Source organism: Flavobacterium sp. 90, assembly GCF_004339525.1.
Taxonomy (GTDB): domain Bacteria; phylum Bacteroidota; class Bacteroidia; order Flavobacteriales; family Flavobacteriaceae; genus Flavobacterium.
Genome location: NZ_SMGE01000001.1, coordinates 5,649,560 through 5,662,689, shown reverse-complemented (window position 1 = coordinate 5,662,689; position 13,130 = coordinate 5,649,560). Strand labels below are relative to the sequence as shown.

The following is a 13,130-nucleotide window of genomic DNA, read 5'->3' as shown; positions in this document are numbered from 1 at the left end:
TGATTATGAAAAATATAAAAATAGCTTTATCACTATTAATACTTGTTGGTTTTAGTAGTTGCGATGATTTCCTTTCGGAAACACCGGATAACAGATTACAGATAGACACACCAGAAAAAATATCAGAATTATTGGCAGACGCATATCCAGACGGTACTTATATCGATATTGCTGAAACGATGACTGATAACGTGTCTGATAATAAAAGTTCGCTTATAAATATAAATAACACTCAAAATTACAATTGGGAATTGCAGGATGATCAAACCGGCAGAGATACTCAGGGATTTTACTGGAACGCGGCATATAAAGCAATTGCAACAGCAAATCAAGCATTGGCATCTATAAAAGAACTTGGAGACACGCCTAATCTAAATCCTCAAAAAGGTGAAGCATTGCTTGCAAGAGCATACGCTCATTTTATGCTGGTTTCGATATGGTCCAATCGTTACAATCCGGCTACTGCAGGAACTGATTTAGGAATTCCTTATGTAACAGAACCTGAAAAAGCTTTAATCGTAAACTACAAACGTAATTCAGTAAAAGAAGTTTTTGATCTAATTCAGGCAGATATTGAAGAAGGATTAAAATATGTTACTAACGATTACAGAACTGATTATTTAAAATATCACTTTAACAAAGAAGCAGCAAAAGCTTTTGCAGCAAGATTTTATACTGCAAAAGGAGATTGGAGACGCGTACTGGAACTTACAGATGTATTAGGAAATAAACCAGTAGGAAAACTAAGGGATTGGGTTGCTTATAACTCTTATGATTTTCCTAATAAACCAATCGAATATGCAAAGAATACACAAGTTACAAACCTATTAATAGGATCTCCAAGTTCAATTTGCGGAAGAGCAACAACTTCAAACAGATTTGCTTTTACAAGAGCAAATGAAAGAGATCAGATACTTGGTAGTGATACTAATATATTCAATAAAGATTGGTTAATTGATATTTCAATACAAGGAGCAAGCGGAGCAAATGTGGCAGTGTATAAATTCAATGAGTATTTTAAATATACAAATGTAACGGCGCAAATTGGTCTTCCATTTACAGGAGTTGTACTTTTTTCAAACGACGAAATGTTCTTAAACCGTATCGAAGCTCACGTTATGACAAATCAACTGGATGTTGCTACAGCAGAGTTAGAATATTTCCTGGGAACCAGAACAGATGGATATGATAGTACTACAGATGTGTTGACCAAAGAAATGGTTTTAGAAAAATTTCCGGTTATTGCTAATGAATATACACCTTTTTATTCTTTAACACCAGAGCAAACTTCTTATATCAAAGCAATTACAGAAGCAAGAAGAAGAGAGTTCTTACACGAAGGATTAAGATGGTTTGACATCAAGAGGTTTAATTTGGTTGTAGTACACAATACTTATAATCCACAAGGGCAAATAACTAAGAATAATATCCTGGTTAAAGATGATAAGCGTCGTGCGGTACAAATACCACTAAATGCATCTAATAATGGAATTGAACTAAATCCGAGATAAATTTAATTTAAGCGATTATGAAATTAATTAAACAATATAAAAATATAGTACTGGCTGTTAGTTTTTTGACACTTGCATCTTGTTCTCAGGAAGACCAGCCAAAGGAAAGTTTATTGAATTTTACTCCAAAAGTAAAAACTGATTTAGACAAATGGATTGATCAAAACTATATTGATCCTTATAATATAAGTGTTCAATATGAATGGAATCAAAATGTTGTAGATAATGAAAGATTTTTATTTCCGCCAGAGGTTGACAAAGTACAGCCAGCATTAGAAATAATCAAAAAAATATGGATCGATAGTTATACAACAATCGGAGGAAAAGATTTTGTTAAGATCATTGCACCAAGAGATTTTGTTTTGGTTGGAGGAGTAAATGTGAATCCTGATGATGTCTCAAATACCTTAGGTTTGGCTGAAGGAGGAAAGAGAATTTCTCTTTTTCAGGTTGATTATGTAAATAAGAAAAACCGTGAAAGTGTAACCGAATTTGTTCATACAATTCAACATGAATATGTGCATATTTTAAATCAGACTAAAATTTTTGATGTACAAGCCTGGGCAAAAATAACACCTAAAGATTACAGCTCAGATCCGTTTAGCATTTCAGATGGTGAAGCTCAGGAACTTGGTTTTATAAGTGCATATGCAAGATCAAATTATATAGAAGATTTTGCAGAAACAGCAGCGATAATTTTGCTTAGCTCAAAAGAAGAGTATGCGGCTTTGCTGGCAAGTATTGTAAATCCGGCTGGAGTTGATGCTATTAAGAAAAAAGAAGCACTTGTAGTTCAATATTACAGAGATGCTTTTAATATAGATTTTTATGAGCTAAGAGATGAAGCGCAGAAGAATACCACAGAGGTTCTAAATGATTAAGAATTTAACAAAGAAAAATTATGAAAACTAAAAATATATTGAAGTATTTGCTGCTCATTATTTTGATGTTGCAAGTAAATAGTTGTGTTAGTACAGATGCCGAACAAAAGTTTGACGAAACACCAACGGAGCGATTAAACAAGCGAAAAAAGGAATTAAATGATTTATTACTTTCTGCAGATCAAGGATGGAAAGTAGTCTATTATACAGATGATAATCAATTAGGTGGATTTACACACTTGATTAAATTCTTGCCTGATGGAAAAGTAACTATGGCTTCTGATTTTGATGACGATACAAAGAAGCATGATAGTCAGTATGAAATTCAATTAGGAAGTACTGTGAGTGTGGTTTTTACGACAAAAAATAAAATTCATTTATTGTCAGATTCTGGTAATTCGCCACTTGCTCCGGGAAAAGGTTTTTTAGGTGATTTTCAGTTTTTATTTTACGGAGTAGAAAATGAAGACCTTGTTTTTAGAACAAACCGAACTGTAAAAGAAGTTCGTTTTGTAAAAGCAACAGCTCAAGATTGGGATGATTTAGCAGGAAACACTGTCATGAACAAAAACCTGACAGGTGATATTAATAGTCCGTTATTCAGAACGCTTGAAACTACAGACGGAACAACAGTAAAAAAATACGAGCTTAACTTTAATCCTGTAGTTCGATTTGGAACAGCAACTCCTTTAGAAGCAGGAAATGCCGAAACGCTTAAAGTGGCAGTTGCCTACACACCAACTGGAATAACTGTAAAACCTGCAGTCACTGTTGGAAGTCAAAAATTATCAGTTTTCGCTTATAATGAAACGGATAATAACTTTGTAGCAACAGGCACAAGCGGTGCAAAAGCTACAATTCAATTTACAAATACACCACCAAGATTAACAGATGATTATAAACTGTTTTTAGAAGGCGGAGGACAAATTACAATAGGATATATAGCTGCGAATTTAGCTAATGCCGGTACCAATTCACCTTACGCTAAAGCAATATTAGCGCAGGTAAATGCTAGTTTGCCTGCAAATCAAAAAATTGCGAGAGTTCAGATCGCTTTTAACGATCCATTGAATGGTAATTACATTGCGTACACATTTACCGGAGGAAAAGCACCGATCTATCACTTTTTTACAACTAGTGAAGATGCGGTAAATAAGACGATTATCTTAACCAATGACGGTTGGACAGCCTCTGCGGCAACAAGAGCATTTTTGAAAATCTTAGACGATGAAATTACAAATCCTAAAGGATTATATATTAAAAAAGAATCGTTTACAATCTTCTATACGAATGTTATTTACACTTATGCAAGTGCAGATGCACCGTTTAGATTAACAAACTACAAGTTTTAAAAGAAGAGTTTTTTTTAGTTTTGTTTTTGATTTTGGAAAAAAAGCGGCTCCAATCGAGCCGTTTTTTTTAAAACAAAGTCAATTTTAAGAACTTAATTAATTTGCTTTTTTGTCTGTATATCAAAATTTTAATGAATCCATTTATTGTTACGTCTGAAACTCAACAGACATAAAATGATTGAGAATACAAATATTAAACAACTGAATTATTATGTTAGAAAAAATTTTAAACCTTAGAGGAGTTGAAGTACTTAGTATTAGTGAACAAAAAAATGTAATGGGCAGCGGAACTGTCAGATGTACAATTCCGTGGACTCCATTTCCTTATAATGGACCATGTATTATGGAACCACAAATTTTTCCGGCTGAGCCAATATGCAAAGCAACAATTGATGGTATAGAATGTTTGTAATAAAGTTATTTCTTATAGAACCGTTTCGCAATTCGTGAAACGGTTTTTTTATCCTTTTTCATTTTAAAGAAGCGTTCTTATTCATAAATTATACTATTGCTATTTTTTTAAAAAGGGAATTATCATATATTTGGCAAGTCATTCATAGCCCTGATAGAAGCGGTATCCTTTTTCTTGATTCTTTATCAAGGAAAAGATACAAGTGGATAGCAGGAATAGCTACAAACAATTATTAAAATTAATTTTGAATATGAAATTACTAGAAGGAAAAGTTGCCATCATTACAGGCGCTAGTCGTGGAATTGGAAGAGGAATCGCTGAAGTTTTTGCTAAACATGGTGCAAACGTTGCTTTTACATACAGCTCATCTGTTGCATCTGCAGAAGCTTTGGAAGCTGAGTTGAACAGTTTAGGAGTTAAAGCAAAAGGGTACCAGTCAAATGCGGCCGATTTTAATGAAGCACAAGCTTTTGTTGAAGCTGTTTTAGCTGATTTTGGAACAGTTGACATTTTGATTAACAACGCCGGAATTACAAAAGATAACCTATTAATGCGTATGTCTGAGGCTGATTTTGATCAGGTTATTGATGTCAATTTGAAGTCAGTATTTAATATGACAAAAGCAATTCAAAAAACTTTCTTAAAACAACGCGCAGGTTCTATTATCAATATTAGTTCAGTTGTTGGAGTATCAGGAAACGCAGGACAAACGAACTATGCAGCATCTAAAGCTGGTGCAATTGGTTTTACAAAATCAGTAGCATTAGAATTAGGTTCGCGTAATATTCGTTGTAATGCAATTGCTCCGGGGTTTATCGAAACTGAAATGACAGCAAAATTACCGGAAGATGTAGTAAAAGGATGGAGAGAAGGAATTCCGTTGAAACGTGGAGGAACAGTAGAAGATGTAGCAAATGCTTGTCTTTTCCTTGCTTCAGATATGAGCGCATACGTTACAGGACAAGTCCTTAATGTTTGCGGAGGAATGCTTACATAGAAAGGTCCAAAGGCACTAAGTAACAAAGGTTCAAAGGTTTATTATTGGAATCTTTAAATTATTAAATTTTCTCAATTATTAAATCATAAATATGACTACAAACACGATACTATTATTATTGCTTTCATTAGTAATAGCGGGAGGGTTGTCGTATTTTCAATATTTTTTTAAAGCCAAAAACAAATCCAATGTGATTTGGTTTTTGGCTTTTTTACGTTTTTTAGCCATTTTTGGATTATTGCTTTTGCTGATAAACCCGATAATGACAAAGAATTCTCTCGAAATAACGAAAACACCATTAGCAATTGCAGTCGACAATTCGAGTTCGATTTCAGTTTTGAAATCAGATAAGAAAGTGGCTGAATTGTATCAGAAACTAATTTCGAATCCTGCTATTCAGGAAAAATTCGAGATTCAGCCTTATCAATTTGATGTGGATTTTAAGCCTTTGGATAAATTAGATTTTAAAGGAAAACAAACTAATTTAGACGAAGTTGCTAAAAATCTAAAAAGCATCAATAAAAACCTGATTTTTCCAACAGTTGTAATTACAGACGGAAATCAAACTACAGGAAACGATTATGTATATCGATTTGATCCTGTCAATAAAGTTTATCCTTTGGTTTTGGGAGATACAACCACTTTTCTTGATTTAAAAATCAATCAGCTTAACGTAAACAAATACGCTTTTCATAAAAATAAATTTCCTGTTGAAGTTTTTCTTCAATATTCCGGAGACAAAACTACAAATGCCGATTTTACAATTGCGCAGGGAAACTCAGTTGTGGCAAAAGAGAAAGTTTCTTTTTCTCCTTCTAAAAAAACAGCCACTTTAAATTTGCTTTTACCCGCAGATAAAGTAGGATTGCAAATTTTTAAAGCGAGTATTACATCAGGAACAAAAGAGAAAAATAGTTATAATAACGTAAAGAATTTTGCAGTTGAAGTTATTGATCAAAAGTCAACAATTGCGATTGTTTCGGCTGTAAATCATCCTGATATTGCTGCATTAAAACGCGCAATTGAAGTTAATGCACAACGCAAAGTAATTTTGGTTAAACCAAATGATATTAGTCAATTGCAAGATGTTTCGGTTCTGGTTTTATATCAGCCAACAACAGCATTTAAAGCAATTTTTGATAATAATAAATTAGCAGGAACAAACACTTTTATAATTACAGGAAACAACACCGATTTTAATTTTCTAAATCAACAACAAAATAATTTGGTTTTTAAAATGAGCGGACAAAGAGAAGATTATTTGTCAGAATTTCAATCGCAGTTTAATTTGTTTGCTATTGATAATATAGGTTTTGAAAATTTTCCGCCGTTGCAAAATTTATTCGGAACCATTACTACAAACGGAAATGTTTCTGTTTTGCTTTCGTCAAAAATTAGAAATGTTTCTACAAATGCGCCTTTATTGGCTTTCGCCGAAAATCAAGGGAAAAGAACTGCTTTTCTTTTAGGAGAAAACAGCTGGAAATGGCGTTTGCAAAGTCATATCGATAATCAGTCATTCGAGAAATATGATGTTTTTGTAGATAAAATAATTCAATATTTAGCCTCAACAACTTCAAGAAAATCACTTGTTGTAACGCATGAAAGTTTCTATAATTCAGGAGAAGCAATTGTAATTAATGCGCAATACTTCAATAAAAACTATGAATTTGACGAGAAAGCAAGATTAACAATCACAGTTACAAACGCTGAAACTAAACAAGTAAAAAACTACGATTTACTAAAAGGAAACAATTCTTTCTCTGTGAATCTGGACGGTTTAGTTACCGGAAAATATAATTTTACAGTAAAAGAACTAAATACAAATACATCATATTCAAGTCATTTTGAGATTTTGGATTTTGATATCGAGAAACAATTCGTAAATCCGGATGTTGCAAAACTAAAACAACTGGCGCTTCAAACGGGTGGAAAAGCATTCTTTGAAGATCAAACCGATAATTTGATTAATACACTTCTTGAAAACAAAGAATACAAATCAATAGAGAAAAATATTTCGACTAAAACTCCACTAATTGATTGGGTTTGGTTGTTGATTTTAATTGCAGTTTTCCTGACAACTGAATGGTTTGTGAGAAAATATAATGGATTGCTTTAGAAAAGAGGCAAAGGTTCAGAGGGACAAAGGTTCAAAGTTTTTACGATTAGTTGTTATCTCAGTTTTTTGCCGCGACCCGAGCCTGAAAGAGCGAACAGATGAAGTAATTTCACTAATCTACACAAATTTTATTGAATAGACTCCAGCTTTAGCTGGAGAAAATAAGAGAGTAAAGAATTGGCTTTAGCCGAATATTGAAAATCGATTTTGACTAAAATCATTAAAATTATTTCTAAGAAACATTTAAAAAATTAAGTAAAATCTAAATTTGTCGATAATATGTCTAATTCATTCAAAAACAATAGTAAAGAAGATATTGTTTTTAATAAGTTTAAAACACAGCTTGAAAGCAAAGGCTTAACTATTGATTCTATTGATAAAGATGGATTTATTCTTATAGATGTAGAAGGGTCTGAATTGAAAGTAAGTTTAGATAATGTTAGACGCAATTACGAAAGAGATTCTGACGATAGGCATATTACAGATTTAGTTAATGTAATTGTGTCGCATACATTAGAGAAAGAAGATTGGGAGATTATAAAAGATAAAGTATATATTCAGTTTTTTCCTAATGACTTTGAATTTGAAAACCTTGTATATGAAAAGGTAACAGATGAATTCAGTAAAGTTTTTATGGTAAATACTAATAATAATTTTTCATTTATTTCTCATGATGATTTGGTGGACTGGAACTTAGACTTAGAAGAACTAAAAAAACAAGTTGATTTAAATCTAGATACTTTTGTGGATAAAGTTCAGATACAGGTTGAAGATCTTGATAATCATAAACTTGGAATGATTGATGTTGAGGAAGTCTGGCTTAAAAGCGCTTGTCTTTTTTCATTAAAAATTAAGGATTTAGTTAAAAATAATATTGGTTTTCCATTTTATGCTGTCATTCCTGTGAGAGACTTTTGTTATATTTTTGGAGAGCAAGATTTTGAATATTTTTCTGAACGTCTCGGTCCTATCGTAGTAGAAGAATATGAGAATTCGGGATATCCAATTACAACTGAAATTTTAAAATTTTCAGAATCTGGAGTTAAATCAATTGGAAAATATTAAGCTCCAGCTAAAGCTGGAGCCTATTCAAAAAAAGTATTGAAATTAGTAAGTTGTAGTAGGAGTTAATTAATTTGAGAATTATATGAAGACAAAGAAAATCATTGCTTTTTTCAGTCTATTTTTTTTAAGCATTTTCTCTCTTATTTATATCAACGATAGAAAAGAAAATAGAAAAGATTATCATTTTGTAATTACGAAAGTTATCGAAGAAGCAAAAGGTAATTTGACTGTTAGTAATGCTGATAATGAATTTGGTTTTGCAAATTTTGATTCATATAAAAAAGACATTCAAAAAGAGGATAGTTTGGTCAAAAAAGCATTTTCAAAAAAAGTTTATATTTATAGAAGAGATAAAAAGACTGATAAATATTTTTTAACTTTAGTTATAAATGAATCAGCGATATTTCCAATTGAGTGGCAATAATAAGTTTTCAAAAAAATAAGAAATGGATTTCAGGCTAAAAGTATTCTACACCGTTGCACTCCGCTTAAATTTTACTAAAGCAGCTACGGAATTATATATCTCACAGCCAGCAGTTTCTAAACACATTCAGGAATTAGAAGAAACTTACAAAACAAAACTTTTTGAACGTAATGGTTCTAAAATTGCCTTAACTCCAGCCGGAGAAATTCTGCTAAAACACACCAAAAATATCTTCGAAATCTATCGCGAAATTGATTTTGATATGAGTTCTTTTATTAACGAACGTCAAGGTTTATTGCGTTTGGGTGCAAGTACTACAATTGCACAATATCTTATTTCGCCGGTTTTGGCTCGTTTTCATCAAAAGCAAAAAGATATAAAAGTCAATTTGTTAAACGGAAATACAGAACAAATCGAAAATGCTTTAATCAACAAAGAAATAGAAATAGGAATTGTAGAAGGACAATCTAAAAATCAGTCTATTAAATATATTCCGTTTTTGAAAGATGAATTGGTTTTGGTTTGTAATGTCAATAATCCTTTTGCAAAGAAAAATGAAGTTTCTGTAGAAGATTTAAAAACAATGAATTTCATAACTCGAGAACGTGGTTCCGGAACACTTGAAGTTATAGAATTTGCTTTGAAGCAAATTGGTTTTAAAATAACTGATTTACAAATCGAAATGCAATTAGGAAGCACAGAAAGTATAAAATCTTATTTGTTAAATTCTGATTGTTTTGCTTTTATGTCAATACATGCAGTAGATAAAGAGCTTAAGAATAACGAACTTATGGTTCTTGATGTAGAAAATTTATCTGTCGAAAGGTATTTCTATATCATCACTTTACTAGGAAAAACAGATTCATTGTCAGAACTTTTTATTCAGAATATTTCTTCTTACTATAACTTAGAGTTATAGTCGATTGCAATTTACGATTAGTGATTATGATATAAACGGCAGACCTTTGTAAAAGAAATATCAAATCAATTATTTTGAAAACGAAACAACATACAACGTCACATTTATTAGAAGTTAACCTTTATATACAACAAGCAATTTTTGTTTTGATTATTGCTCTTTGCTTATTTTCTATAATTTCCCCGCCAATTGCATTATTATTAGGAGTTATAATGGTGAATATATTCGGAAATCCATTTGTTGAATTCAATAGCAAAGCGATTACCTATTTATTACAATTTTCAGTAGTTGGTTTAGGTTTCGGAATGAATGCTTCCAGTGCACTTTCTGCCGGAAAAGAAGGCTTTGTTCTAACGATACTTTCAATTTTTAGTACTTTAATATTAGGAACTTTTCTGGGAAAATGGCTTAAAACCGATAAAAAAATATCACATTTAATATCTTGCGGAACCGCGATTTGTGGAGGAAGCGCGATTGCGGCGATTTCACCTGTTATTAAATCAAATGAAAACCAAACTTCAATCGCATTAGGCGTAATCTTTATTCTGAATTCAATCGCATTATTTGTTTTTCCGTTTATCGGACATCAGCTTGACTTATCTCAAAAAGATTTCGGATTATGGTGCGCAATTGCTATTCATGATACAAGTTCTGTAGTTGGCGCAGCAAATAAATACGGAGCTGAAGCTTTGCAAATTGCAACAACCGTAAAACTAGCAAGAGCATTATGGATTATTCCAATTTCGATCTTGACAGCTATGATTTTTAAAAATAAAAACTCAAAAATAAAAATACCTTACTTCATAGGATTATTTATTCTTGCGATGCTTTTTAATACTTATGTACCTGCAACTGCTATTATTGCGCCTCATATTATAGGAATTGCAAAAATTGGATTGACAATTACGTTGTTTTTAATTGGCGCAACCTTAAATATAAATACGTTGAAATCAGTAGGAGTGAAGCCATTATTGCAAGGAGTTTTCCTTTGGATATTTATTGCTTGTTTAGGCTTGGCTTCAATACTATACTTTCATTAAAAGAAAATTATTTTACATTCGAGAATTTCACAATTGGCTTACCAACCATTTTGTATAGTTTTCCTTTAAACGAAAAATGTTTTTCAATCTCGAAGTTAAACTTTTTTTTCGTTTTGGCCATTGCAGCTATTTCTTCGGGAAGAGTAACTTCAAATTCATCGTTTGCCTGTTCAGCTTTATCAAAAGAGCCATTTGTTTTAATGACAATATCTCTGAAATGTTTTTTGATATTGTCGTTTACAACAGTATAAGAGCTTGACCAGGTTACACTTGAAACATTTGTAAGCTGATAATCATAAACTTGCATAATAGGTTGGTATTTTCCTTCAAATCCTGCAACAAGATAAAGAATGCCTTCAAACGGACCTCCGGCACCACCATTAACATGTAATAACGTAAAAGCATATTGATCTTCACCAATTTCGACAAGTTTAGGTTTTGGTGCTTGTGCAAATGCGCCAAATCCAGCAACTGCAGGTTGAAAAGATCTCATTTGCCAAATTTTGTCATTTTTAGCAAACTTGGCAACACCAACAAGACCACCAGTAAATCTACTGGTTTGTAAACCGTCTTCATCATAAACAGAATGATTAAAGAATAACAGTTTGAATTGATTTCCTTTAGAATCTTTATAATCGATGTTTTCCAAAAGTCTCGTCGCAACGCCTTGTGTATAAGGAAATATTTGATCTCCGTCGATCTCATTAACATCTTTAAAGGCAGTAGGTTTGCATTTTTTACAATTCCAGCTTATAAAAGTATTATGATCTGAAAGATTGTATAATTTGCCGGGAAACAACTTCTGCATTGTTTTTACAGCATCCAACGGATCAGAAATCTGTAATGTTCTTTTAGTATTTAAAATAGTATCGCTAACATTTTTTAGTTGCACAACGTCTTGTGCATTACAGGAAAATAGTATCAGGAAATAAAAAACAATAGAGGTAATCCAATTCATTATGTAGGAGGAATTATTTTGAAAATCAAATTTACATAGTTTTATCAAGTAAACTTACATTAATCTTGTCTTTTTAGAATTAGTCACTACTTATAAGTTTTTATTCGATAATTTACAGGAAAGGTTATTGTGTTTTTCGATTGAATCAAGCTTTCTTAATTGTAATTACTTTATTTTTTTAACATAAATTCTATTGTAAATTTATTTTAGAAAGTTAAAAATGCATTTTTCGTATTGTAGTTTGATGAAATAGCATCAGTTTTATCCTACTGAAAACTAAATATTTGCATAGAAGATTTTTATGGCCGTAAAAGCTTTATTAACTATTTAAAAACTTAATTTATGAAAAAACCACATTTTATTAAACAAAGCTTTAAAGGAGCAAATGTTTTATTTTTAGTTTTAAGTATGGCATTTTTAGCTAGTTGTGCACAATCTGAAACAGAAGAAACTTCACTATCTGCAAAAACAGAAACCGTTTCTCCCGAAATTTCAGGATTACTAAAATCCAGTTCTACAGCAAAAACAACTTCAACTTTTGGAGATATTGGCAATGGTGTTAATTTACAACCTTCTTATTACAACAATGGAAATTGCGATTTGGGTTGGAATCTAATGAAGCAAAATACCAAAATTAAAACCGTTCGTATTGAAGTAGAACCAGGCCAGGAAACAAATGCTAAAAGATGGATTTCTGAAGCCAAATTAAACGGATTTACGGTAATTGTCAGCTATCATAAATCGAGTGTATTAGGATCTGATAGTATAGCCGAATTAAATGCAGCGGCGACTTGGTGGAAAAATAACTACAGTTCGTTAGGAGGTAATTTTATAATAAATTTAATAAACGAATGGGGAAGTCACAATATTACGCCAGCGGCATATGCTGCAGCTTATAATACTGCTATTACAGAAGTTCGCAAAGTCTATAGTGGTACTATTATTATCGATATTCCGGGTTGGGGGCAAGAAACTGCTACCGCTGCCTGCGCTGTAAAAGGATGCTCAACCGGACAAACTGTAATCAATGATACTAAAATTATTCTTTCGGCACATATTTATCCCGGAGCTTATAACCAGGGAAAAGGACGATATATGAACACATCAGACATCGATGATTTGGCTTCGTCAGGAAGACCATGCATGATTGGTGAATTTGGAAATAGTGGAGGATCTGGTGCAGATTGGTCCGCAATTGTTGATTATGCCAAAAATAAAGGCTGGACAATTTTAGGCTGGGCGTGGAACGGTGACGGAGGTTCTATGAATATGATTACGCCTCAGTTTCAGTCTTATACAAGCGGAACCGCAAAAACATATAATAAATCGTCTTATTTCAATATTGTTTACAATAAACTGTAAGTAAAGATTTTTTTTCAGTCACGGATACATTAAACATCTGTGACTGAAAATCTCAGAATAAAGTTTTCCCATTTTAAAATTTATTTATAA

Annotated in this window: 12 protein-coding genes; 11 read left to right on the top strand and 1 reads right to left on the bottom strand. The window is 32.0% G+C overall.

The features are described from left to right. The first annotated feature begins 5 nt into the window (after positions 1-5). The 10 genes from C8C83_RS23050 (at position 6) to C8C83_RS23005 (ending at position 10,720) form a co-directional block, all read left to right on the top strand. Positions 6-1,511, top strand: coding sequence for a RagB/SusD family nutrient uptake outer membrane protein (locus C8C83_RS23050; protein ID WP_121330889.1), 1,506 nt, complete (start codon positions 6-8; stop codon positions 1,509-1,511). Between the two features lie 17 nt (positions 1,512-1,528). Further along, positions 1,529-2,392, top strand: coding sequence for a substrate import-associated zinc metallohydrolase lipoprotein (locus tag C8C83_RS23045; RefSeq protein WP_121330888.1), 864 nt, complete (start codon positions 1,529-1,531; stop codon positions 2,390-2,392). A 20-nt stretch (positions 2,393-2,412) separates the two neighbouring features. Continuing rightward, positions 2,413-3,744, top strand: coding sequence for a DUF4302 domain-containing protein (locus C8C83_RS23040; protein ID WP_121330887.1), 1,332 nt, complete (start codon positions 2,413-2,415; stop codon positions 3,742-3,744). Between the two features lie 211 nt (positions 3,745-3,955). Beyond that, positions 3,956-4,156 carry a hypothetical protein gene (locus C8C83_RS23035; protein ID WP_121330886.1) on the top strand — a complete coding sequence of 67 codons (201 nt, stop codon included), beginning with the start codon at positions 3,956-3,958 and terminating at the stop codon, positions 4,154-4,156. 250 nt (positions 4,157-4,406) lie between these two features. After that, entirely contained in the window at positions 4,407-5,153 is a 747-nt protein-coding gene (fabG, locus tag C8C83_RS23030; RefSeq protein WP_121330885.1) for a 3-oxoacyl-[acyl-carrier-protein] reductase, read from the top strand. A 91-nt stretch (positions 5,154-5,244) separates the two neighbouring features. Next, positions 5,245-7,272, top strand: a complete 2,028-nt coding sequence (locus tag C8C83_RS23025) for a hypothetical protein (protein ID WP_121330884.1) — start codon at positions 5,245-5,247, stop codon at positions 7,270-7,272. 279 nt (positions 7,273-7,551) lie between these two features. Continuing rightward, complete coding sequence (locus C8C83_RS23020) at positions 7,552-8,337, top strand: hypothetical protein (RefSeq protein WP_121330883.1); 786 nt, start codon at positions 7,552-7,554, stop codon at positions 8,335-8,337. Between the two features lie 82 nt (positions 8,338-8,419). Continuing rightward, positions 8,420-8,761 (top strand): hypothetical protein, encoded by a 342-nt coding sequence (locus C8C83_RS23015; RefSeq protein ID WP_121330882.1) that lies wholly within the window; start codon positions 8,420-8,422, stop codon positions 8,759-8,761. Between the two features lie 22 nt (positions 8,762-8,783). Then, entirely contained in the window at positions 8,784-9,680 is an 897-nt protein-coding gene (locus tag C8C83_RS23010) for a LysR family transcriptional regulator (protein ID WP_121330881.1), read from the top strand. A 74-nt stretch (positions 9,681-9,754) separates the two neighbouring features. Then, complete coding sequence (locus tag C8C83_RS23005; RefSeq protein ID WP_121330880.1) at positions 9,755-10,720, top strand: putative sulfate exporter family transporter; 966 nt, start codon at positions 9,755-9,757, stop codon at positions 10,718-10,720. A gap of 7 nt (positions 10,721-10,727) precedes the next feature. Here C8C83_RS23005 and C8C83_RS23000 read toward each other — a convergent pair whose 3' ends face one another. Continuing rightward, on the bottom strand, positions 10,728-11,678 hold the full coding sequence (locus C8C83_RS23000; RefSeq protein ID WP_121330879.1) for a hypothetical protein: 951 nt from the start codon (positions 11,676-11,678) through the stop codon (positions 10,728-10,730). Between the two features lie 342 nt (positions 11,679-12,020). Here C8C83_RS23000 and C8C83_RS22995 point away from each other — a divergent pair, with 342 nt between their 5' ends. Next, entirely contained in the window at positions 12,021-13,040 is a 1,020-nt protein-coding gene (locus C8C83_RS22995; RefSeq protein WP_121330878.1) for a glycoside hydrolase, read from the top strand. Positions 13,041-13,130: the final 90 nt, after the last annotated feature.